Below are 20,350 nucleotides of genomic sequence, written 5' to 3'. Positions count from 1 at the left end.
CAAACTGCGGAGCAAGGCTACGATCAGGCGATGGTCTTGCCGAAGGCGACGGCGGTGTCGCCCATGCGGTTCGAGAAGCCCCATTCGTTGTCGTACCAGGACAGGACCGAAACGAAGTTGCCGTCCATCACCTTGGTCTGGTCGAGCGCGACGATCGAGGAATGCGGGTCGTGGTTGAAGTCGATCGACACGTTCGGGTGATGGGTGACGGACAGAACACCCTTCAGCTTGCCCTTCGAGGCGGCGATCAGCGCCTCGTTGATCTCCTGTGGCGTGGTCGAGCGCTTGGCGATGAACTTGAGGTCGACGACCGAGACGTTCGGGGTCGGCACGCGGATCGAGATGCCGTCGAGCTTGCCCTTGAGGTCGGGCAGAACGAGGCCGATCGCCTTGGCGGCGCCGGTCGAGGTCGGGATCTGCGAGAGCGCCGCGGCGCGGGCGCGGTAGAGGTCCTTGTGCATGGTGTCCAGCGTCGGCTGGTCGCCGGTATAGGAGTGGATCGTCGTCATCATGCCCTTCTCGATGCCGACGGTCTCGTGCAGCACGGCCGCCAGCGGCGCCAGGCAGTTGGTGGTGCAGGACGCGTTCGAGATGACGATGTGGTCCTTGGTCAGCTTGTCGTGGTTGATGCCGTAGACGACCGTGAGATCGGCGCCTTCGGCCGGGGCCGAGACGATGACGCGCTTGGCGCCGGCGGTCAGGTGCGCGGCGGCCTTGTCGCGGGCGGTGAAGATGCCCGTGCATTCGAGCGCGATGTCGACGCCGAGCTCCTTCCACGGCAGCTGGGTCGGATCCTTGATCGCGGTGACCTTGAACGTCTCCTTGCCGACCGAGATCTGGTCGCCGTCGACCGAAACCTCATGCGGGAAGCGGCCATGCACGCTGTCATAGCGGAGCAGGTGCGCGTTGGTCTCGACCGGGCCGAGATCGTTGACGGCGACCACGTCGATGTCCTTGCGGCCGGATTCGTGGATGGCGCGCAGGATGTTGCGGCCGATGCGGCCAAATCCGTTGATGGCAACTCTGACGGTCATTGTTCTCTCCCTTGGGGGCTGGAAAGCGGATGGGTCCGCAGTTTCATAACGGCGGAAGGCACAAGAATCCAGCCGCAGAACGTCGCATTTAAATCGATTAGGTTGGTCCAGCCCGGCAAAACCGCCAATCGGTGTTGCCAGGCCCGAGGCAATTCCTACTTGCCGTGCAGACGGGCTTCGACCGCCTTGGCCGCGGCATCGGCGGTGATGCCGAAATGCGGATAGAGCTGTTCGATCGTGCCCGAGGCTCCGAAGCCATGCATGCCGACGAAGATGCCGTCGGTGCCGATCAGGTGGTCCCAGCCCTGGCGGATGCCGGCTTCGATGGCGACCTTCACCTTGGCGTTGCCGATCGTCTTCTTGCGGTAATCGTCGCTCTGCTGGTCGAACAGCTCGAAGCAGGGCACCGAGACGACGCGGGTCGGATGGCCATGCTTTTCGAGCAGGTCACGCGCACCGAGGGCGATCTCGACCTCGGAGCCGGTGGCGAAGATCGTCACCACGGCCTCGCCGCTGGCGGCAGCCAGCTCGTAGGCGCCCTGGCTGGAGAGGTTCTTCGCCGAGTGTTCGGTGCGCACGGTCGGCAGGTTCTGGCGGGTCAGCGCCAGGGTCGACGGCGTCTTTTCGGATTCCAGCGCGATCTGCCAGCATTCGGCGGTTTCGACCGCGTCGGCCGGGCGGAAGACATTGTGGTTCGGGATGGCGCGCAGCGCCGCCAGATGCTCGACCGGCTGGTGGGTCGGGCCGTCCTCGCCAAGGCCGATCGAGTCATGCGTCATGACGAAGATCGAGCGGATGCCCATCAGCGAGGCAAGGCGCATCGAGGGGCGGGCATAGTCGGAGAAGCACAGGAAGGTGCCGCCATAGGCGATCAGGCCGCCATGCAGCGTCAGGCCGTTGATCGCCGCCGCCATGCCGTGCTCGCGGATGCCGTAGTGGACATAGCGCTGGCCGTAATCGTCGGGCGTGATGTTCTTGGTCTGGCTGGTCTTGGTGTTGTTGGAGCCGGTCAAGTCGGCCGAGCCGCCGATGGTCTCCGGCACGGCGCCGTTGATGACTTCCAGCGCCATTTCCGACGACTTGCGGGTGGCGACCTTCGGCTTGTCGGCCGACAGCTTTTTCTTGTAATCGGCGATGACGGCATCGAAGTTCGACGGCAGGTTGCCGGCAAGGCGGCGCTCGAACTCGGCCTTCAGCTTCGGCTCGGCCTTGGCCAGACGGCCTTCCCAGTCGGTGCGTGCCTTGGTGCTGTTTTTACCCACGGCGCGCCAGGCGTCGAGGATGTCGGCCGGAATCTCGAAGGGCGGCGAGTCCCAGTTGAAGAATTTGCGCGCGCCGGCGATTTCATCCGCGCCCAGCGGCGAGCCATGCGCCTTGTTGGTGCCTGCCTTGGTCGGCGCGCCGAAGCCGATGGTGGTCTTGCAGGCGATCATCGTCGGCTTGTCGGAATGGCGCGCCGCCTCGATGGCGTAGGCGATCGCTTCGGGATCTGTGCCGTCGATGTGGCTGGCGTTCCAGCCGGACGCCTGGAAGCGGGCGACCTGGTCGGTGTTGTCGGCGAGCGAGACCGGGCCGTCGATCGAGATGTTGTTGTTGTCCCAGAAGACGATCAGCTTGTTGAGCTTCAGATGCCCGGCCAGCGCGATGGCTTCGTGGGAGACGCCTTCCATCAGGCAACCGTCCCCAGCCAGCACATAGGTATAATGGTTGACGAGGTCGTTGCCGAAGGCTGCGTTCATGATGCGCTCGCCGAGCGCGAAGCCGACCGAATTGGCCAGGCCCTGGCCGAGCGGGCCGGTAGTGGTCTCGATGCCGGCGGCATGGCCGTATTCCGGGTGGCCGGCGGTCTTGGAGCCGAGCTGGCGGAAATTCTTGATCTGGTCGATCGTCATGTCCTCATAGCCGGTGAGGTAGAGGAGCGAATAGAGCAGCATCGAGCCGTGGCCGGCGGAGAGGATGAAGCGGTCGCGGTCGGCCCAGTGCGGCGCCTTGGCGTCGAATTTCAGGAAACGGCTGAACAGCACTGTGGCGATGTCGGCGCAGCCCATCGGCAGGCCGGGGTGACCGGAGTTCGCCTTCTCGACGGCATCCATGGAAAGGAAACGGATCGCGTTGGCCATCCGATCATGTTGTTCACGCGACGTCATGCTTCCTCCGGAAGTGGGTTGGAGCTTGGGAGAACCCTTGGAAAAGGATGCCGGGACACATAGCAGGCACGGCCTTTTAGTCAACAAATCGGGGCGGATTTTGCCGGGCTTGTGATGGCATCGAGCGCCTTACATTAGCGATAGCGGGGGACAGTCGCGAGAGCTTTGTTGACGCGCCCTTCACCCGGTGCCTAATCTTTCCGAGGTAACGCATTCTGAACGCGCGCGATTCGGTGATGGGCAGGGCATAGGACGAGGCCATGACCGGGGAAACGACCCTCAAGGAAGTCATCGCCAGGCTGGGCAAGGCCATGGAAGGGCTGGAAAACGCCGTGGCGGCGAAGCTCGAGCATGAGCGCGATTATTCGGAAGCCGAGGCCGAGGTGCAGCGCATGAACGCCGACCGTTCGCGCCTGGCGCAGGAGCTCGACAATTCCGAAGCGCGCGCCGAGCGTCTGGAAGATGCCAACAAGGAAGTGTCGCGGCGGCTGGTGACTGCCATGGAAACCATCCGCGCGGTTCTGGACAGGTAAGGCAATGGCACAGGTCACCGTTTCCATCGACGGCAAACAGTATCGCATGGCCTGCGACGAGGGCCAGGAAGAGCACCTGATCGACCTTGCCGAGCGCTTTGACCGCTATGTCTCGCATCTGAAGGATTCCTTCGGCGAGATCGGCGACCAGCGGCTTACCGTCATGGCCGGCATCATGGTGATGGACGAACTTTCGGAGCTCACCAAGCGCGTCAAGGGCATGGAGAGCGAGGTGCTGACCTTGCGCAAGACACGCGACGAGGCGCTGACCAAGGCCGACAAGAGCGACAGCGTGCTCACAACCGCGCTCGGCGCGCTTGCGCAGCGCATGGAAGATCTCGCGGCGACGCTCGCGCTAAAGAAAGCCTGAGCGCCCGGCGCCAGCGGTAAATCGAAAATCCTGCCTCCAATTGCGGGCGACGGCGAAAAATTTTCGCCTGCCATGGGCAAGCTTCCTACTCCCGGCGTTTGAACCCTACCCTCATGGTGCTAGAACTAACGTCCGGCCACCGCCGAAAGGGGGTGCGCCGGCGGTTTCACAAAAAGGGTAGGGATAGGTCATGAGTCTTCGTATCAACGATATCGCGCCGGATTTCACGGCCGAGACTACGCAGGGCACCATCAAGTTCCACGACTGGATCGGCGACGGCTGGGCGGTGCTGTTCAGCCATCCGAAGAACTTCACCCCGGTCTGCACCACCGAGCTCGGCACCATGGCCGGCCTGGAAGGCGAGTTCAAAAAGCGCAACGTCAAGATCATCGGCATTTCCGTCGATCCGGTGTCGAGCCACGAGAAATGGCAGGCCGATATCAAGACCGCTACCGGCCAGACGGTGAACTATCCGCTGATCGGCGACAAAGACCTGCACGTCGCCAAGCTCTATGAAATGCTGCCGGCGGGCGCCGGCGACAGCTCTGAGGGCCGCACGCCGGCCGACAACGCCACCGTGCGCTCGGTCTACGTCATCGGCCCGGACAAGAAGATCAAGCTGGCGCTGACCTATCCGATGACCACGGGCCGCAACTTCGACGAGATCCTGCGCGTCATCGATTCCATCCAGCTGACGGCCAGGCACCAGGTGGCGACGCCAGCCAACTGGAAACAGGGCGACGACGTCATCATCACCGCCGCCGTCTCCAATGAGGACGCGATCAAGCGCTTCGGGGCGTACGAGACGGTGCTGCCGTATTTGCGCAAGACGAAGCAGCCTTCGGCGTGATGAGCCTTTTTCCTTCTCCCTGTTAAACGGGGAGAAGGTGCCCGAAGGGCGGATGAGGGGCGGCGCGGCGGTCGAAGATGAGCGCGCGCCTGCTCCCCGGTCCGATTGTTTGTTCTGAGTTAACAACCTCGCAGCCTCGGCGCTGCCCCTCATTGCTGCCCATCCTCCGCTGCGGCTAAGGAGGGTGAACCGGCAGTTCTCCTCGCATAGCGACTGGGAGAAAGGGGCGCGCCACCGCTTTCGCCAAATAAAAACGGCGGCGCCAGATTCTGGCGCCGCCGTTTTGCTACTCAATGCGCGGTGGCTTTACGCCGCCGGCTGCGCCTCGATGGTGCGCAGCGCCTGGATCTGGCGCTTGGCGGCGGCCTTGACCGCGTCCTGCACCTTCTCGAAGGCGCGCACCTCGATCTGGCGCACGCGCTCGCGGCTGATGTCGAACTCGGCCGACAGCTCTTCCAGGGTCAACGGCTCTTCGGCGAGGCGACGCGCCTCGAAGATGCGCCGCTCGCGGTCGTTGAGCACGGACAGAGCGCCCGACAGCATGGAGCGCCGGTTTTCCAGCTCGTCCTGCTCGATCAGCATCTCTTCCTGGCTTTCGTGGTCGTCGACCAGCCAGTCCTGCCATTCGCCGGACTCGCCCTCGCTCGCCCGGATCGGGGCGTTGAGCGAAGCGTCGCCCGACAGGCGGCGGTTCATAGATACCACTTCCGCCTCGGAAACGTTGAGGCGGGTGGCGATCTCGGCGATCTGGTCGGGCTTCAAGTCGCCATCGTCGAGCGCCTGGATCTTGCCCTTCACCTTGCGCAGGTTGAAGAACAGACGCTTCTGGTTGGCGGTGGTGCCCATCTTGACCAGGCTCCACGAGCGCAGGATGTATTCCTGGATCGAGGCCTTGATCCACCACATGGCATAGGTGGCGAGCCGGAAGCCACGCTCCGGTTCGAATTTCTTAACGGCCTGCATGAGGCCGACATTGCCTTCCGAGATCACCTCGCCGATCGGCAGGCCGTAGCCGCGATAGCCCATGGCGATCTTGGCGACGAGCCGCAAATGGCTGGTGACGAGCTTGTGGGCAGCCGTGGTGTCCTGATGCTCGGCGTAGCGTTTCGCGAGCATGTACTCTTCCTGCGGCTGAAGCATCGGAAAGCGGCGGATTTCTTCCAGGTAACGGGCGAGACCGCCTTCACCGGAAACGATACTGGGTAATGATTGGGCCATGATAGCGCCCCTCTCTCTTTGGAGTGGATGCCCCCGAAAAGCGGCGGGCATTCGTCACGGATGCCAAAGGCTCATCCGCGACAACCTGTGTATATAGGAACAAAACCAGAAAAGACAGCATTTGTTCAACACGAAACAGTGTGTCACGCTGAAGTGAACAACGCCAGTCAGGTTTTTTGATGGTCGGTTTGAAGCGTCTTAATGGCAGGTTTCAGAGCTTGCGGAAGCCGCCGACCAATTCCTCCATGTCCCTTGGTATTGGCGCCTCGAACCTCATCGATAGATGGGTAGTCGGGTGCCGGAATTCAAGGAGCCAGGCATGCAGGGCCTGCCGGGGAAAGGCGCTGACCTTGGCTTTCAAGGGTTCGGGCAGCCGGTTGGCCTTGGTGCGGAAGGCCTGCCCGTAATCCGGGTCGCCGATCACCGGATGGCCGATATGGGCCATGTGGACGCGGATCTGGTGGGTGCGGCCGGTCTCCAGCCGGCATTCGACCAGGCTTGCGGTGGCGAAAGCCTGCTGTCCTTCGCCGAAGCGCTCGACGACGCTGAAATGGGTGACGGCATGGCGGGCATCGTCACGGCTTTCCGGCACCACCGCGCGGCGGATGCGATCGGCGGCGCGGCCGAGCGCGGCGTCGACGGTGCCCGTCGGCCGTTGCGGAATGCCCCAGACCAGCGCCAGATAGGCGCGTTCGAGATCGCCGGTGCGGCCGTGGTCGGCAAAGGCCTCCGACAGCGCCTTATGCGCGCGGTCGGTCTTGGCCACGACCATGACGCCGCTGGTTTCCTTGTCGAGGCGATGGACGATGCCCGGCCGCCTGACGCCGCCTATGCCGGACAGGCTGTCGCCGCAATGATGGATCAGCGCGTTGACCAGCGTGCCGGTCCAGTTGCCGGCGCCGGGATGGACGACCAGTCCGGCTTGCTTATTGATGACGATCAGCTCGTCGTCCTCGTAGAGGATGTCGAGGGGAATGTCCTCGCCTTGCGGCTCGGCCGGCTCCGGCGCGGGCACCAGAATTTCGATCCGCTCACCGGCGCTCAGCTTGCGCTTGGCTTCCAGCACCTGCCTGCCGGCGATGGAGACCGCGCCCTGTTTGATCAGCGCCTGCACGCGGTTGCGCGAGAGCTCCGGCCCGAGCCGGGCGGCAAGCCACTGGTCGAGACGCTGGCCGGCGGCGTCGGCGCCGGTTTCCAGCACGACGGCTTCGCCGGCAGCCGATTCCTCGTCCGCCAATTCGTCCTCTATCAATATCGGGGTCTCTTCGTTATGAGCGCTCATCGAAAACCGTTGCGGATTGTCTAGCCATGGCCCGGCCAATCGCCGAAGAAGATGAGGAAAAGCCGCTCGACCCCGCGGCCGAGAACGTGCGCCGCAAGCTCGTCCGCTTCATGATCGTCAATCTCGGCCTACTGTTCCTCGCCCTTATGGTGGTGATCGGGGCGCTTGTCTACAAAGCCCGCAATGCGCCGGTGGCGGCGCCCGCCGGCGATGTCCAGGCTCCGGCCGGCGCGCCGCCGTCGGGCGACATCGTGCTGCCCGTCGGCGCCAAGGTGATCAGCCAGTCGCTCTCCGGCAACCGCCTGTCGATCGATGCCGAGCTTGCCGACGGCAGCCATTCGATCTTCGTCTACGACATCGCCGAGCGCCGCATCATCGGCCAGTTCTCGATCCGTAACAAATGAGCGGCTTTGCCGAACGCCGCAGCGTCGCGACCGTGGCGCTCGTCGTCGCCAATTACGACGAGGCGGTCGCCTGGTATGTCGAGCGGCTCGGCTTCGTGCTGAGCGAGGATGTCGACCTCGGCGGCGGCAAGCGCTGGGTCACCGTCGCGCCGGCGAAGGGCCATGGGGCGCGGCTGCTCCTGGCGGAAGCATCCGGCGAAGAGCAGGAAAGCCGCATCGGCAACCAGACCGGCGGCCGCGTCTTCCTGTTTCTCGAGACCGACGATTTTTCCCGCGACCATCGGGCGATGCTCGCAAAGGGTGTCGAATTCCGCGAGGCGCCGCGCTTCGAGGCCTACGGCACGGTGGCCGTCTTTTCCGATCTCTACGGCAATCTCTGGGACCTGATCGAGCCGAAACGGCAGGGCTGACCGGTGGCGGCCGGCAAAGCGCGCGAAGCGGTCGAAACCCTAGGCGGAGCACTCATCGGCAAGCCAATGAATGCTCCGCTTAGGACTTTTGTTTTGTCGCAGATTCTTGTCGGAAAACCGTACGACACTTTTCGCGAATCTGCTCGGTTGCTTTTTCCCGGCCGCCAGCCTATGTAGCCGGTTCTTGAGCGCGCCCATCGTCTAGCGGTCAGGACACCGCCCTCTCACGGCGGGAACAGGGGTTCGATTCCCCTTGGGCGTACCAAGACAATCAAACAAGCCGAACTTTTTGCCGAACTACAACTGCCGACGCCGTATCGTTTCGGCGAGTTCGGCAAAAGCATCGACTATACCCTCGCCGTTCTTGGCGCTCACGAACTTGACGCTCGATCGCGGCAGCTGGCCGATCTCTTCGGCGCTGCCGGGGGCCTCGGCGAGATCGATCTTGTTCACGAGGGCCCGGTATGGCCTGCCCGGAAATCGCGCCTCGAAGCTGCGGACCAGCTCGACCATGCGCGTCACGGTTTGCGGGCGCGTCACGTCCGACACGACGATCGCGGCCGACGCGCCGGTAACGTAAACGGTGTCGAAAATACGCGTCCCGAAATCGCCGTCGGTGTCCCACAGCACAAGCCGCGCCGCGTCGCCGCCGCGAACCGGATCGGCCGGAACATCGTAGCTCAGCACCTCGACGCCGAGCGTCGATTTGTATTCGCCGTCGAAACGATCGTGCACGAGGCGGTACATGATGGATGTCTTGCCCACACCCATGTCGCCAAGCAGCATGACCTTTGCGCTGAGCATCATTGAGGGCGCTCGGCGCGGAACACGTTTTCGAAGGTGACGCGGCGGTTGCCTTCGCTCGGCACGTCGGAAATCGGCAGCGATGACGAGCGCGAAACCACAAATAAGCGCGCGGGATCGACGCCAAGCGCAGCCAGCTTGCGCGCCACCTGGTCGGCTCTCTTGCGGGCAACTACCCGGTTGGCCACATCTGTCCCAGTGTCGTCCGCGTGCCCTACGACACGGATTCTCAGATCGTTGCCGGCGAGAAGCCCGGCAAGATTGGCAATCTGCTGCCCAGCCTCCTTGTCGTCGGCGAAGGCGTCGCCTGTGCCAAAGAAGATTGCCGTCGAGGCCATGAAGCGGTCGAGCCGCTCGGCCGGGCTGTCGACCATCGATTGCAGGGCGTCGTATTGCTGGTGCCTGGATTTTGTCTCCTCGGCGATCGCCGCGCGTGTTTCATCAATGCCCGCCCGCAGGCCGGCAAGGGATCGCAGCTCTTCTTCGCTTGGCCCGCGCGTCTGGTCGATGCGGGCCTGCAAGCCCGCGAGGGACTGCTTCTGGCCGGCAACCGCTTCGCCGGTCTCGCCGGCGGACTTCTGCAAGCCGGCAAGAGATTGCCGCAGCTCGGCGATCGCCTGGTGGTTTTCGTCGATACCCGCCTGGAGGCCGGTCACCGATTGCCGCAGGGCTTCGATGTCGGCGCTGAGCGCCGCCACCTGCTCCGTGCCCGGCACGACGCCGATCCGGCCGACGACCCGATAGGGCGCTGCGGCCTTGGCCAGGGCGTCGATCAGCGGAGCCGTCTGCACCTGGCTTGGCTCGATGCCGGAGACCGAGACGCTGCGATTGCGGTGATCAAAATCCAGGCGCAGGGGAAACGTTTCCAGCAGCGGTTGCTTGCCGGCCAGTTCCTGGAGCGCATCGTTGGTGCGCCGCTCCAGCATCGTGCGGGTCCAATAGACGCTCGCCAGCCATGCCAGCCCGGCGGCGACGAGAGCCGCGAGGACGAACAGGACGACCTTTCCGGCCCGACGTGCTTTACGCTCCGCGGCGGGAGCGGCTTCGATGGAGGCGGCCAGCGACGCCAGCATGGCGGCGTCGCAGTCGAGGCCGCGATCCATGTTCTCTATCGTGTCGAAGAAAAGCGAATTGATCCTGTCATTGTCGGCGGGGCGAAGCGGGCCGATGCATTCCGCGGCCAGGATGAACCGGGGCGAGGCGCGAAGCACGATTTCGCGTCCGCCGAAATCGAGCTGCTGCAGATTGCCCTCTCCTGCCAGAGCCTGGACGGAAAATTCCAGGATCGCTGCGACCATCGCGCTCAGCAGGTCGGCCCGCTCGTCGGAGGTTTCTTGCCTCCTCCAGTCCGCGACGAGGCGACCGTTGCCGCGTTCGATCATCAGCAGCCGGTTGACGCGCGGCGGACTGGCGTTTGCCAGAACGAACTCGCTGATCGGCCGGCCGGTCGCCAGCGACTTGACGCGCCCGATCCACAGCTCCGTCGATGTCAGGGCGTTGAGGCGCTGCTCCAGCCGCGCGACGAGTTCCTTGAAAGCGTTCGCCACGGCCGCGCTGACCAGCCTGCCCGTGATCGGGTAGAGCGCATCGACCATGAGGTCGCGCGAGTTCCTGATCTCGCTGCGGATCGCTGAAACCACCGATGGCGCAATGACGTTCGCCAGCTCGCGCGGCCGAACGACTTCGGCGCGCTCCAGCGCGGCGACCAATATGTCTGCCGTCGCCGTTTCCAGACGGTCGGGGCTGCCGATATATTGCTGAAGCAGGGCGACGTCCGCGCCCAGCGCCTCGAGGCGCGCCGCCTCCGTTTGAAAGAGCAGTTTTCTAAGCTGCTCGATCTCACGGTTCTGGCCGGCGGCGGACGTCATGCTACTTTCCCGCGCGGCCGGACCCTAGCCCGCTGATGGTTGCTCCAAGCTCCGAAATCGCGGCGCCGATATCCCTTTGCGAGGCGAGCCGCTTCTGTTCGGTTTCCCGCTCCAGTTCCAGGACGTGCGCCTGGAGCGTCGCGAGCTCCTTGGCAAAGTCCGCCTGGAGCTGCTTGATGGTGGCCTGCATCTCCTCGCGCAGGTCGGCAAGGTTGCTCTCGAGCGACCGCTGCGCGCCTCCGAACAGGAGATTGCGAACCTGGTCGATCGTCGCTTCGGCATGGATTTTGGCTTCGGATCCGTTCGCGGATGCGGCTCCATCCGCGGCTTTTGCGGCTTGCTCGGCGGCTTTCATGTTCTTTCCTCGGTTCTCACGCTCACTGATACGGTGACGACCGTTATATCAAATCCTAATTCGTGTGACAGGCAATCGACTTATTACCTTCGTGGGAGCTATCTCGCGTCGATCGTGGCAATTGTGCCGCCCTGTCAATCGTCACCTATCGCAATGACTGCTCGCACGCCAGTCGCCCTTCGGGGCTGAATCGAATCCGAGCTGAATCGAATGCAGGCCGAGCAGCCCCCGCACCGGGAAAGACGCGGAGCCGCCTTGCCAGGAGCGATGCCCGGTTCGAGGGCGATCCGGCTGCTGCCGAATATGACTTTCGTCATCTCCGGTCCTGACCTTCGTCAGGTGTCGCAACCCCTTGAAACGCTCTAGATCAGCACGCCGGAACGCTGCGCTGCGGCGGACGTGATTTTTCGACGGGAGGTTTCCAGATGGGATTTTTGGACAGTCTACAAAGCGCCTTGCAAGGCGAACAGCAGGGCGGAGGCTCGTCACTCTTGGCCGATGCGCTGACCAGCGTCGGCGGTTATCAGGGTGTGCTTGCCATGCTGCAGAAATCGGGTCTCGGCGACCGTGTCGAATCCTGGCTGAGCACCAATGCCGCAAATCTTCCGATCGCGCCCGGCGAGATCAAGGCGGCCCTTGGCGACCAGCGTCTTCAGCAACTGGCGAGCCAGTTCGGGATTCCGCTGGACCAGGTGGCCGCCGCCCTGGCGCAGCATCTTCCGGCCGCGGTCGACCAGGCCAGCCCCGACGGGGTGCTCGCGACGCGGAGCGGCTGAAACTTACGGGCAGCGGTCATCCAGACATAGCTTTGCGGCGACCAGGCCGCGCGGTTCGACGGCAGTCGCTGTCCAGCCGGAAACGAGAGGGCAAGCGTGTGAGCAAGCAGGACGAACTGATCAGCAAATATGCGGCGGACCTGAGGGTCAAATGCGGCCTTACGGCGGATTTGGATCTCTTGACGAAGGTGACGAAGGGCTGCGGTCCGGCGATCTACGACAAGGACGCATCCACCGTTTCGGCCTCGGATAAGGAGGAGCTGGAACGGGTCAAGAAAAACTTTCTCATCAAAAGACTGGGGCTGACGGCCGATGCCGGCCTGGACGCGGGGCTCGCCATGGTCATCGACCAGTACGGCCGCACCAACCGCAACAAACACCGCCCGGTCTTCTACTACCTGCTCGTCAAGCATTTCAGGCGCGAGAACGCCTTCGCCTGACGGCGCAAACAGGCAAATGGGCTAAGAGGAGATGGGGATGCTCAAAGAATTCCAGGAATTCATTTCCAAGGGCAATGTGATGGACTTGGCCGTCGGCGTCATCATCGGCGCCGCCTTCGGCAAGATCGTCACTTCGCTGGTCGACGACATCATCATGCCGATCGTCGGCGCGATTTTCGGCGGGCTGGACTTCAACAATTACTTCTTCGGGCTGTCTTCGAACGTCCACTCGACCGCGCTGGCCGATGCCAAGAGAGAGGGCGCCGTCTTTGCCTATGGCAGCTTCATCACTGCCGTGCTGAACTTCCTGATCCTGGCCTTCATCATCTTCCTGATGGTCAAGGCCGTGAACAATATGCGCAAGCGTCTGGAGCGCGAAAAGCCCGCGCCTGCCGCTGCGCCGCCGCCGGCCGACGTCGCGCTGCTGACCGAAATCCGCGACCTGCTCGCGAGAAAATAGCGGATTTGTTCGCGGCGGCCGGACCCCGGTCCGCCCGCCCGCGATTCCGCTCCAGCCTGCGTCGTTTCTCGATCTCTTGCCACCCAGGGCCATCAGCGGAAATCTCCAGCACCGCCTTCCGCTTTCAAGGTCGCCCACGCGCACCATGGGCAAGGCTTCGGACATGACGATCGTTGTGGAATTGCTGACGAAGGTCGACGAGACCATGCGGGCCGTGAAACGCCATTTGGCTGAAGTGGATGCCGAGCAGATCACGCGCGCTCATACGCCTGCTTGCGGCTCGACCATCGATCGGCAGCGCCGGGATGGTCCTGACCATACTGGCGTTCCGTGAGATCGAAGCTCGCAATCGGGCAAAGAGCTAGCCGTTCGGAGCTGCAGCGAGGCCGTCGACCGGCGCCTCCCTCGACCTGCCGCCAAGAGCAGGAACTCGGGCAACAAGACTGCCCGTGGCTTCCCCGCAAAAACCTCGGAGCCGCGGGCCTTTTTGCGCGTTCGATCGCCCGGCAGGTCCGGTGGGAGAAACCCAAAGGTCGCGGCGCACCGAACGGCCGTTCAGCCTATCGTTTTTATGGCCAGTTCGGTCCGGTTCTTGGCGCCGCACTTTTCGAGGATCGTGCTGACGTAGTTCTTTATCGTACCTTCGGCCAAATGCAGTTGGGCGCCGATTTCGCCATTGCTCTTGCCTTCGACGATCAGTTTGAGGATTTCGTTCTCGCGCGCGGTGAGGTCGCCACGCAACGGCGGGCTCGCCGGGGCGTGGCGCGGACGCAATCGCTTGAATTCCTCAAGAATTTTCGCGGCGACACCGGGTGAAAGCGCGGATTGGCCGTTCGCCACGGTCCGGATCGTCGCCGCGATCTCGTCGATCCTCGAGTCCTTCAGCAGATATGCCTTGGCTCCGGCGCTGACAGCCTCGAAAATCAGGTCGTTGGTCTCGAACGTGGTCAGGACCACGATGCCGGTTCCTGGAAATTCGCGCAGGATACGCTGGGTTGCCGTAACGCCGTCGGCGCGCGGCATTTGCAGATCCATCAGGACGACGTCCGGGCGATACCGGCGCGCGAACTCGATCGCCTGCTCGCCGTCGGCCGCGGCGCCGACAATTTCGAAATCGTCGTTTTGCTGGGCAAGCAGCGTGGCAAGGCCTTCCCGGATCAATGTCTGATCCTCGGCGATCAGCACGCGTATCCTTTCGGATGTCAGGCGCGGATCGGTCATCTTGCTACACCCCCAACTTTCTACGCACCCACGGCGCCGGACCGGTCGTTCGTTGCCGGCACGGTCAGGGGAAGGGTCGTCCGAACCAGCGTGCCCGCCCCCGGCGCGCTTTCCACCGCGCATTGTCCCCCCGCGAGCTCGGCGAATTCGACCATTCCAATCAGCCCGAAATGTCCCTGTTTGGGGATCGTCCCGTCAAAGCCGCGTCCGTCGTCGCGGACATCGACAATGAGTCTTGCGCCAGCTTCGGTTCTTTCCACGGCCGCGTCGAACCGGACCCGTCGCGCCTTCGCATGCGCCTCGACGTTGCGCAACGCTTCGCCGACGATACGCCGAACCGTCGTCTCGTGATCCTGCAGCCCGGGGCGGGCTCCATCATCGATTTGCATGGAAACCTCGATGCCGGTCTGCTGCGCGAAGTCCGACAGCATCTTCTCGACATCCGAACCCGGTTCGAGGTCGTCGGGCATCCTGAGCCGGGCGATGGCGTCGCGCGCCCGCGCCAAGCCGGTTATCGCGGCTTCCTCGGCAATTGCGAGCCCGTCTGAAACACGGGCTGGATCGGTCGCCAGGAAGTGCCTGGTCAGCCGGATTTGCGTCAGCAATGCGACGATCGAATGCACGAGCGTGTCGTGGAGGTCGCGCGCCAAGCGAAGGCGCGTGCGGGCGAGCGAGGCGAAGCGCACCTCGGAATTGGCGGCTTCGAGCTGCTGCTCCATCAAGCGTCGGGCGCGCCGCTCGCTTTCGAACATGATCTCGGCCTGGCGCGCCGTGAAGTCGGGCATCGCGATCACGACGTAGTGCGATCGATCGCCATTCCACAGGATGACCGCGGTGACGGGACGGTCCAGCCCCGGCAATTCGGCCCGCACGCCCGACAAGGCGATCAGATCGCGGCGTCCCTCGGACAAGGCCGCCATCTCGGCCTCCATCCCGACCAGGAGCGTGCACAGGCAGCAGTCCGCTCCAAGGGCGGGGAGCCACTCGACCAGGCGCCCCACTTTTTGCTGAACTGTCCTGTCGGCCCGCAAAACAGCAAGCCCGATGACTTCCGCTTGCGCGGCCGGCAGTAATTCTGTGCCGATATCGATCATTCGTTCTCGCAAAAACAGCCGCAGGACGCGGCAGTCGACTTTGACGTAAGCCCGAACCGGCCGCAAACGAATATGACTTTCGTCATCATCGCCCCTGACTTTCGACAGATGTCACGCCCCCGCCAAAGGGGCTAGGTCGAAGGTCGTCGACATCGGCAACCTGTCGACGTGGTTTGAAACGATGATCTTCGTCCGGTTCGCCGGCACGACGGGCTCAGACCGAGGGAGCTGGGGTTGCCGCGATTTCAGCACTGGGAAAAGGAACCGTGGACGTGGAGACGGTTTCGGCAGTTGCCGATCAGCTTTCAGATATTGGCGCTTCTGTCGGTAGCCGCGATCCTGTCGATCTCATTTCTGATCTTCGTGCTTTTTATTTTCAGGTAATCGAGGCTCCGTCTCGAGCCGCGCAGCAAGCCAAACCCGAACGCCGGTCGCCATGAAGCTAAACGTCCAATTCATCAAGCACCCAGGCTCGAAAGAGCGCATGGTCGTGCTGCCGGAATCCCAGTTCCGCATACTCAAGCGGACCGCGATGGCGGGTGTGAGCGAGCTCGATGAGCCTGCCCTCAATAGTCCTTTGCCCAAGCGCGTCCTCGACAGGATCGCCGCCGGCGAGAACCCGGTTCGCGCCGTCAGGGTCCTGCGCGGCCTGAGCGGAAGGCAACTCGCCGCCCAAGCCGGAATAACCCCGAGCATGCTGTCGCAGATAGAGCGCTCCGGAAAGACGGCCTCCACCCGGACCCTCAAGGCAATCGCGCACATCCTGGATGTGCCCCTCGGTGCCATTTCGCCTCATCTGTCCGCTGGTATCGGCGGCGTTCCGGCCGATACCGGCAGGACCGTGGCGTGGATCCTGACCTGAGGATCGAGACGCCCGCGGCGGCGCCGCGCGCGCTTCGAGATCGGCAGGCAAAGCGTGGGTGAGTGAGATGAACGCGACAGAGAGCCGTTCCCCGTGGCCGCTGAGGGGGATCTCCGAGTGGCGAATGGCCGTCCTGATCGGATGCGGCTGTTGTCTGATGCTGATCGCCATCGGTTGGCTATCAAGCGTTACCTCTTCCGCCGCGCGTGATCCGGATCCGCTTGCCGTCAACACCGCTGGCAAAGAGCAGCGCATCGTTCCCCGATCGGGGATCGACTTTGCCTGCACGGGGCAGAACTGGGGTCATGAATCGAGTGAGTGCCTGGCCGCCATCCGAATCCAAACCGGACAGCAGCGATCGATCCGCATCATCGCCGACGGCGGCAACGGCTCGCAACCGCAGTGAAGGCCCGGCGGCGCTTCTGGCGTAACGTCCCGGATTGAATTAGCATCCCCTCATCAGCGCTCCGGCCGCGATCCGACAGGATGCGGAATGCGGAGCGCACGAGAACCGGGCGGTGGTCGCGTGCCGAGGCTGATCCGAGCGCGGCCAGGCACCTGGAAACCGGCAAGGCGCAAGTGCAGGCGGGGAGGAGCCAATGCGGAAGCTGCAGTCGCAAGGCGTTCATCACATTACGCTGGTCGGTGCCGGGCGCCAGACCTCGATCGACTTCTGGGAGGGCGTGCTCGGCATGCCCTTCATCTTCGAGCAGCCCAATCTCGACAAGGCGAGCGAAAGCCATCTCTATTTCGATCCGGGCGACGGGCGTTTGATTACGGTCTTCACCGACGAGACTCGGGTCCCCGTCAAGCGGCGGACACCGACCGATATCGGCTGCGTCCACCACATCGCGTTCTCGGTGTCGCGGGTCACCTTCCTGCAGGCGGTCGCCCGGCTCGACGAGCGCGGCATCAAGCACAGCGGTGTGAAGGATCGCGGTTTCATGGACTCGATCTATTTCGAGGATCCGCTGGGGCTGTTGATCGAGCTTGCTTCCTACCGCTTCGAGCCGCCGGCCGGCTTCACCCATGCAGACGTCCTGATGGAGGCGCACAAGATCCGCGTGGCGCGCGGCGACTACAACATCGCCGAACTGCATCTGGCCGACGCCATCCAGGCGCTGGTCGAGCGGTCACGCGAAACCCTGTCGGAAAACAGGGCGGCTAAAAATCCTTATTAACCGGGTCAGAGGGAGGACCGACATGGCAAAAGCTGCAGCGAAGAGTGCAAAGAAACCCGCGGCCAAGGCGGTGCCGAAAGCGGCGGCCAGGCCGGCCGCCAAAGCTTCGGCCAAGGCGGCGTCAAAGCCGGCGGCAAAAGTGGCGCCCAAAGCGAAGCCGGCCAAGAAGCCCGGCGTGAAACTCAGCGTGCTGAGGCCGAGCGTCAACAACATGACGGTGCGGGTGTTCGCGCGCGCGGCCGGGCTCGATCCGACGGAGACCGATGCCTGGGGCCATACGCGTTCGCCCGAATTCCTGGCGCGCAATCCGGCGCATCTGACGCCGATGATCGAGGATAAGGGCCTGCCGCGCGGCGTGCTGTGGGAAAGCTGCGCCATCATGCAGTATCTCGCCAACAAGCACGGGCTAGATAAGTTCTATCCGAAGGCGCCGGCCAAGCGGGCGATGATCGACAGCGCCATGTTCTATCTGGTCGGCACACTTTATCCGTATGTCGCGCGCGCGACATATCCGGCGCTCGGCTTCCCGCAATATGCCGGCGAGGTCGGCCACGGCGACGCCCATCCCGACAAGAAATCGGAAGCGCAGAAGGCGGCGATGGCTGCGATCGCGGAGCCGCTCGAGGTGTTTCATTCCTTCTTCCGCGACGGCAAACCGTTCATCGGCGGCAACAACCCGTCGATCGCCGATATAAGGCTGGCGGCAACGCTCGAATTCCTGGCGGTCATCGACTACGTGCTGCCCAAATGGGCGAACGAGTATATGGCGGCGCTGGAGAAAAAGCTCGGCAAGGCTTATGCCGAACCCGCCGGCGACGTGCGCGGCTACATCGCGCATGTGAAATCGCAGGCCAGGGCGTAGCAGTGCCTCGCGGGGTTAAGGTTTCGTTTACCTAAGGCCTGTCTACTGGTCGCAGTCCTCGCGGCGACCACGGATGTACTGGCGCCATGACGAGGCAAGGGAAAGGTCGGCTCCGTGCCGGCCTTTTGCTTTTTTTTCGCGGCCATCGCGCCGCAATCACGACAGTATGATTGCGGTGCCGACGGGCGGGCTGAAAGCCTATTGTCATCTCCGTCATGGGTCGTACGATGCCGCCAGGCGGTTGAGCGATGGCAACGAGGAATCCGCGATGAACATGGCAAGATCCTTGATGATGGCGGGCGCGCTGTCGATCGCGCCGTTTCCATCGGCCGCCGCGTCGCTCAGCAGCATGAACGAGGTCGGTGCTGCGTTGCTCGCCTGCTGGACACCGCCGGCCAATTCCGACAATTCCTCGGTCACGCTCAGCTTCAGCTTCAAGCGCGACGGCACGCTGATCGGGCCGCCGAGGACGACCGCCATCCATGTCAGCGGCGACGACAAGACGCGCAAGGCCTATGTCGATGCGGCGACCAAGGCCCTGAACGATTGCCTGCCGCTCAGCTTTTCGCCGTCGCTGGCGCAAGGCGTTGCCGGAAACGTCTTCACGCTGCAGTTCAATTCGCCGAAGACCTAAAACGCGTCGCGCTGAAACGGATTCAGGCGACGCGCTTTAGCCACTTGCACTTTCCTGGAAGTCCTCTAAGGCGCCGAGCCCGGCCGTGCCGCGCTCAAGTCAACCGCGTGCGCGCCTGACCTGGGCGTGTTTTTCCAATTCCGGCATCTCGAAGACGTAATCGTTCCAGGCGGAGTCCGGGATCTGCCCGGCCAGGTAGCAATCCAGCAGAAGGCTTTGTTCGGGGGTAAGGGGTCTCGGCGCCTGCTCATGATCCAGCCCAAGAGAATGGATCAGGTTCCTGGTCAAGCCAGAGACGGTGAAGTGAATGGACATCTTCAGTCTCCTCTGCACTGCGCGGCTCACATCAACGCCAACAACGTTTATCGCCGGTCAAAGGTTTCATCAGCAGTCCGTGATCGCGCAGCGGCCCCGCTTTGGCCGCCCTGAAAATGGTTTTTCGGCTACTGTCTCAATCTTGAAATGAAAGCGTAATATTCGCTTCACAAGCTTTAGCGTAACACTTGGATCATATAGGTGAGCTCCCGGCTAAGCTTTGTGTATATGAGTTATCTCTCAATTAGCTTGTATCAATTAAATCTTCGAACAGGGGTGGCGCCCGATGACGAGGTTGCGGCTTCTTAAGATATCATTGCTGGTGGTCATGGCGATCTTGGCGATGACGCAGGTTTCTTATGCCGATTCTTGCTCGGCGCTGAGAAGCCAGATCCTGTCCGGCGGCCGCGACGCGGCGAGCCCCGAGCTTGGGCAACTGCGGCGCCAGCTCGCCGCGATCCAGGGGCTGGAGAGGCAGCGCCGCTGCATCGCCGTCGGCGCCGTCGGGGGCTTCTTCAATGCCTGCGCGGATCTTGCCCGGAATCGGACCGAGGTGCAGCGCCGGATCGCCAGCATCGGCAATTCCGGCCGCGACTCCTCCGGGTTGCAGGCGAGATACGTGGCGCTTGGCTGTCAGGGGGCTCCCAAGCGGCAGCAGGCGCCGCAGCAGCAGGCGTCCAACCCAGAGGCTTCCACCCCGGCATATGGAGGGAATGCGATGCTGTTTTGCGTTCGCCTCTCGGACGGCTATTTCTTCCCTGCACCGAATTCGCAATTCGCGCGAGGCGGGGACCTCAAAGATACGGTCGATCAATGCCGCTACATCTGCGACGATGCGGGTGTCGATCTCTATACGCTGAGCGATCCGAGCCTTGAGACCGACCAGATGGTCGCGGTCGAGACGCGCAAGCCCTATACCGAACTCCCAACCGCCTTCCGCTATCGCGATGCCGCCGAGTTCAAGGCCTGCGACCTCAAGCGCTACTCCCAGCGAGTGGCCGAGCTCAGGGCGCGCACGGTGAGGCCGCGCAACATGGAAAACGCCATCATTCCCTTGCCGACATCAAGGCCGGACATGGGCACGGTCTCGGAGATTCCATCGAGCGGTGCTCAGGGCGCGGGAGCGGATGCGACCAGCTCGATCGCGCAGCCCGAGGCGCTTGTCCCGGCAGATGCAAAGCCGGTGCGCGTGGTCGGGCCGGCCTTCTTCCCCGCGAATTGATCGGGCCA

26 protein-coding genes and 1 tRNA gene are annotated in these 20,350 nt (G+C 63.4%); 17 read left to right on the top strand and 10 right to left on the bottom strand.

Features of this window, described 5'->3' with window-relative positions:
- Positions 1–23: 23 nt before the first annotated feature.
- Both gap and tkt read right to left on the bottom strand, forming a co-directional pair.
- On the bottom strand, positions 24–1,034 hold the full coding sequence (gene gap / locus FJW07_RS26330) for a type I glyceraldehyde-3-phosphate dehydrogenase (RefSeq protein ID WP_140704687.1): 1,011 nt from the start codon (positions 1,032–1,034) through the stop codon (positions 24–26).
- Between the two features lie 155 nt (positions 1,035–1,189).
- The gene (gene tkt, locus FJW07_RS26325) at positions 1,190–3,181 is read right to left on the bottom strand and encodes a transketolase (protein WP_140784428.1); all 1,992 of its coding nucleotides are present in this window, start codon (positions 3,179–3,181) and stop codon (positions 1,190–1,192) included.
- Positions 3,182–3,441: 260 nt separating this feature from the next.
- On the opposite strand from tkt, the gene FJW07_RS26320 reads away from it, so the two are divergent.
- The 3 genes from FJW07_RS26320 (at position 3,442) to FJW07_RS26310 (ending at position 4,934) form a co-directional block, all read left to right on the top strand.
- On the top strand, positions 3,442–3,714 hold the full coding sequence (locus tag FJW07_RS26320; protein WP_023763725.1) for a DUF4164 domain-containing protein: 273 nt from the start codon (positions 3,442–3,444) through the stop codon (positions 3,712–3,714).
- Between the two features lie 4 nt (positions 3,715–3,718).
- Positions 3,719–4,084, top strand: coding sequence for a cell division protein ZapA (locus FJW07_RS26315; RefSeq protein WP_140647887.1), 366 nt, complete (start codon positions 3,719–3,721; stop codon positions 4,082–4,084).
- 190 nt (positions 4,085–4,274) lie between these two features.
- Positions 4,275–4,934, top strand: coding sequence for a peroxiredoxin (locus tag FJW07_RS26310; protein ID WP_140859311.1), 660 nt, complete (start codon positions 4,275–4,277; stop codon positions 4,932–4,934).
- A 306-nt stretch (positions 4,935–5,240) separates the two neighbouring features.
- Here the strand turns inward: FJW07_RS26310 and rpoH are convergent, their stop codons facing one another.
- Entirely contained in the window at positions 5,241–6,152 is a 912-nt protein-coding gene (rpoH, locus tag FJW07_RS26305; protein ID WP_140647889.1) for an RNA polymerase sigma factor RpoH, read from the bottom strand.
- Positions 6,153–6,363: 211 nt separating this feature from the next.
- A complete protein-coding gene (locus FJW07_RS26300; protein ID WP_140859310.1) occupies positions 6,364–7,434 on the bottom strand; it encodes an RluA family pseudouridine synthase in 1,071 nt (356 codons plus the stop codon).
- Between the two features lie 26 nt (positions 7,435–7,460).
- Between FJW07_RS26300 and FJW07_RS26295 the strand changes: the two genes are divergently transcribed.
- The 3 genes from FJW07_RS26295 (at position 7,461) to FJW07_RS26285 (ending at position 8,513) form a co-directional block, all read left to right on the top strand.
- A complete protein-coding gene (locus FJW07_RS26295) occupies positions 7,461–7,838 on the top strand; it encodes a fimbrial protein (protein WP_140859309.1) in 378 nt (125 codons plus the stop codon).
- Positions 7,835–8,248, top strand: coding sequence for a VOC family protein (locus tag FJW07_RS26290; protein ID WP_140647892.1), 414 nt, complete (start codon positions 7,835–7,837; stop codon positions 8,246–8,248). The genes FJW07_RS26295 and FJW07_RS26290 overlap by 4 nt, the downstream gene beginning before the upstream one ends.
- Positions 8,249–8,438: 190 nt before the next feature.
- Positions 8,439–8,513 (top strand) — tRNA-Glu (locus tag FJW07_RS26285).
- Positions 8,514–8,545: 32 nt separating this feature from the next.
- Here the strand turns inward: FJW07_RS26285 and FJW07_RS26280 are convergent.
- The 3 genes from FJW07_RS26280 to FJW07_RS26270 are packed head-to-tail and all read right to left on the bottom strand — an operon-like array spanning position 8,546 to position 11,275.
- Complete coding sequence (locus tag FJW07_RS26280; protein WP_246674413.1) at positions 8,546–9,034, bottom strand: hypothetical protein; 489 nt, start codon at positions 9,032–9,034, stop codon at positions 8,546–8,548.
- 17 nt (positions 9,035–9,051) lie between these two features.
- Complete coding sequence (locus tag FJW07_RS26275; protein ID WP_140859308.1) at positions 9,052–10,920, bottom strand: OmpA family protein; 1,869 nt, start codon at positions 10,918–10,920, stop codon at positions 9,052–9,054.
- Position 10,921: 1 nt separating this feature from the next.
- Positions 10,922–11,275, bottom strand: coding sequence for a hypothetical protein (locus tag FJW07_RS26270; RefSeq protein WP_140647894.1), 354 nt, complete (start codon positions 11,273–11,275; stop codon positions 10,922–10,924).
- Between the two features lie 425 nt (positions 11,276–11,700).
- Here FJW07_RS26270 and FJW07_RS26265 point away from each other — a divergent pair, with 425 nt between their 5' ends.
- From FJW07_RS26265 to FJW07_RS31820, 4 genes are all read left to right on the top strand, one after another.
- Positions 11,701–12,051: a YidB family protein gene (locus tag FJW07_RS26265; RefSeq protein ID WP_140859307.1), complete on the top strand. Its 351-nt coding sequence runs from the start codon at positions 11,701–11,703 to the stop codon at positions 12,049–12,051.
- Between the two features lie 98 nt (positions 12,052–12,149).
- Entirely contained in the window at positions 12,150–12,491 is a 342-nt protein-coding gene (locus FJW07_RS26260; RefSeq protein ID WP_140859306.1) for a DUF2853 family protein, read from the top strand.
- A 37-nt stretch (positions 12,492–12,528) separates the two neighbouring features.
- On the top strand, positions 12,529–12,951 hold the full coding sequence (gene mscL / locus FJW07_RS26255) for a large conductance mechanosensitive channel protein MscL (RefSeq protein ID WP_140647896.1): 423 nt from the start codon (positions 12,529–12,531) through the stop codon (positions 12,949–12,951).
- A gap of 163 nt (positions 12,952–13,114) precedes the next feature.
- Positions 13,115–13,285, top strand: a complete 171-nt coding sequence (locus FJW07_RS31820; RefSeq protein ID WP_181182726.1) for a hypothetical protein — start codon at positions 13,115–13,117, stop codon at positions 13,283–13,285.
- A gap of 221 nt (positions 13,286–13,506) precedes the next feature.
- On the opposite strand, the gene FJW07_RS26250 is transcribed toward FJW07_RS31820, so the two are convergent.
- Both FJW07_RS26250 and FJW07_RS26245 read right to left on the bottom strand, forming a co-directional pair.
- Positions 13,507–14,172: a response regulator transcription factor gene (locus FJW07_RS26250; protein ID WP_140859305.1), complete on the bottom strand. Its 666-nt coding sequence runs from the start codon at positions 14,170–14,172 to the stop codon at positions 13,507–13,509.
- A 20-nt stretch (positions 14,173–14,192) separates the two neighbouring features.
- Entirely contained in the window at positions 14,193–15,266 is a 1,074-nt protein-coding gene (locus FJW07_RS26245; protein WP_140859304.1) for a histidine kinase, read from the bottom strand.
- 266 nt (positions 15,267–15,532) lie between these two features.
- On the opposite strand from FJW07_RS26245, the gene FJW07_RS31815 reads away from it, so the two are divergent.
- The 6 genes from FJW07_RS31815 (at position 15,533) to FJW07_RS26220 (ending at position 18,805) form a co-directional block, all read left to right on the top strand.
- The gene (locus tag FJW07_RS31815) at positions 15,533–15,706 is read left to right on the top strand and encodes a hypothetical protein (protein WP_181182233.1); all 174 of its coding nucleotides are present in this window, start codon (positions 15,533–15,535) and stop codon (positions 15,704–15,706) included.
- 44 nt (positions 15,707–15,750) lie between these two features.
- Entirely contained in the window at positions 15,751–16,128 is a 378-nt protein-coding gene (locus FJW07_RS26240; protein ID WP_181182725.1) for a helix-turn-helix transcriptional regulator, read from the top strand.
- A gap of 124 nt (positions 16,129–16,252) precedes the next feature.
- Entirely contained in the window at positions 16,253–16,534 is a 282-nt protein-coding gene (locus FJW07_RS26235; RefSeq protein ID WP_140859302.1) for a hypothetical protein, read from the top strand.
- Positions 16,535–16,727: 193 nt separating this feature from the next.
- A complete protein-coding gene (locus FJW07_RS26230; RefSeq protein ID WP_140647901.1) occupies positions 16,728–17,309 on the top strand; it encodes a VOC family protein in 582 nt (193 codons plus the stop codon).
- Positions 17,310–17,331: 22 nt separating this feature from the next.
- A complete protein-coding gene (locus tag FJW07_RS26225; RefSeq protein WP_140859301.1) occupies positions 17,332–18,171 on the top strand; it encodes a glutathione S-transferase family protein in 840 nt (279 codons plus the stop codon).
- 274 nt (positions 18,172–18,445) lie between these two features.
- Positions 18,446–18,805: a hypothetical protein gene (locus tag FJW07_RS26220; RefSeq protein ID WP_181175324.1), complete on the top strand. Its 360-nt coding sequence runs from the start codon at positions 18,446–18,448 to the stop codon at positions 18,803–18,805.
- A gap of 99 nt (positions 18,806–18,904) precedes the next feature.
- Here the strand turns inward: FJW07_RS26220 and FJW07_RS26215 are convergent, their stop codons facing one another.
- Complete coding sequence (locus FJW07_RS26215) at positions 18,905–19,120, bottom strand: hypothetical protein (RefSeq protein WP_140647904.1); 216 nt, start codon at positions 19,118–19,120, stop codon at positions 18,905–18,907.
- A 343-nt stretch (positions 19,121–19,463) separates the two neighbouring features.
- On the opposite strand from FJW07_RS26215, the gene FJW07_RS26210 reads away from it, so the two are divergent.
- Entirely contained in the window at positions 19,464–20,342 is an 879-nt protein-coding gene (locus tag FJW07_RS26210) for a DUF2865 domain-containing protein (RefSeq protein WP_246680875.1), read from the top strand.
- Positions 20,343–20,350 lie beyond the last annotated feature (8 nt).

This window comes from Mesorhizobium sp. B3-1-9 (genome assembly GCF_006439595.1).
In the GTDB taxonomy this organism is placed as follows: Bacteria; Pseudomonadota; Alphaproteobacteria; order Rhizobiales; family Rhizobiaceae; genus Mesorhizobium.
Note: the sequence above shows the minus strand (reverse complement) of the source record. Positions and strands in the feature narration are given on the sequence as shown.